The following is a 1,659-nucleotide window of genomic DNA, read 5'->3' on the forward strand; positions in this document are numbered from 1 at the left end:
GTGTCGATGCGGCCGGCATCGACCGCCGTGAACTGGCCCGGCGTGGCGCCGACATCGTATTGAAGATGGTGCTGGAGGACGGCAGTTTCCATGCCGATCCGCACCCGGGCAACATCATCTACCTGCGCGACGGCCGCATCGGCGTGATCGATTTCGGCATGGTCGGCGCGTTGTCGGAGGTGCGTCGCTTCCAGGTCGCGCAGCTGCTGCATGGTCTGGTTGAACAGGATCCGCAGGGCGTGGCCGATGTGTTGCTGGACTGGGCCGGCGGCGTGGAAGTGGACGAGAACCGGTTGCAGCATGACATCAGCCTGTTCGTTGACCAGTACCGCGGCGTGCCGCTGAAGGACCTGCGCATCGGCCTGATGCTGGGCGACATCACCCAGCTGCTGCGCAGCTACAACCTGACCCTGCCGGCGGATCTGGCACTGATGATCAAGGCCTTCCTGACGCTGGAGGGCATGGGCCGCCAGCTCGACCCGGATTTCGACATGGCCAGCGCCGCGCGCCCCTTCCTGGAGCGGGTGGTACTGCAGCGCTATGCGCCGCGGGCGCTGTTCAAGCGTGGCCGACGCAGCCTGCTCGGCATGATCGACTTCGCCGGTGAGTTGCCGCGGGACCTGCGCAAGCTGGTCCAGGCGGCGCGCCGTGGCCGGCTGCAGCTGAAGGTCGAGACCAACGCGCTGCAGGGCTTCGGCGACCAGGTCAACCGCGCCGCGAACCGCTTGGTGATGGGGATCGTCACGGCAGCCTTGATCATCGGCTCCTCGATCGTGATGCACAGCGTAGGAGGCGTTTCCAGCCGTTGGCTGCTGGCGCTGGGCGTGTGCGGTTTCATYGGCGCAGGGTTCTGCGGGGTGTGGATCCTGTTCTCGATCTGGAGAAGCGGCAAGCACACGTAGTGTGATTACCGCGGTGGTTCCCGCCGGGAACCGCGGCATCGCGCAGCGATTCCTGTAGCGCCGACCGCGGGTCGGCTGCTTCTGCCTTTGCCGCCCCCAACCAGCCACGCCGCATTCCCGGTAGCGCCGGGCCATGCCCGGCGGCTTTCGCTCCTGCCGGAATCGCCCTCGGCACTTGCAGTCCCGGGTGTTAGTAGTAATACTACTAACCATGGACCTGACCGACACCCAGCAGGCGATCCTGCAGTTGATCGCCGAGCGTATCGAGAGCGAAGGCGCACCCCCTTCGCAGACTGAAATCGCGCGTGCCTTCGGCTTCAAGGGCGTACGCGCAGCGCAGTATCACCTGGAGGCGCTGGAGCAGGCCGGGGCGATCCGTCGCGTGCCGGGCCAGGCCCGCGGCATCCGTCTGGTGCAGGCACCGCCGGTGGAGAAGCTCGCCGAGCCGGGCCTGCCCGACAGCGTCCTGCGTCTGCCGATCCTGGGTCGGGTTGCTGCGGGTCTGCCGATCGGCGCCGACATCGGCTCGGATGATTTCGTGGTGCTGGACCGGGTGTTCTTCTCGCCGGCACCGGACTACCTGCTGAAAGTGCAGGGCGATTCGATGATCGACGAAGGCATCTTCGATGGCGACCTGATCGGTGTGCACCGGACCCGCGATGCCCATTCCGGGCAGATCGTGGTGGCCCGCATCGATGACGAGATCACCGTCAAGCTGCTGAAGATCGCCAAGGATCGCATCCGCCTGCTGCCGCGC

General features: G+C 66.4%; 2 protein-coding genes. Both read left to right on the top strand.

Annotated features, from left to right (window positions below):
- Positions 1 to 902: ABC1 kinase family protein (locus AC1VAN_RS21080; RefSeq protein ID WP_480986664.1), on the top strand; the 902-nt coding region annotated here is incomplete at its 5' end.
- 211 nt (positions 903 to 1,113) lie between these two features.
- A partial coding sequence (gene lexA / locus AC1VAN_RS21085) for a transcriptional repressor LexA (protein ID WP_480986665.1) occupies positions 1,114 to 1,659 on the top strand: 546 nt, incomplete at its 3' end.

The organism is Stenotrophomonas sp. 05L44_2 (assembly GCF_056665995.1).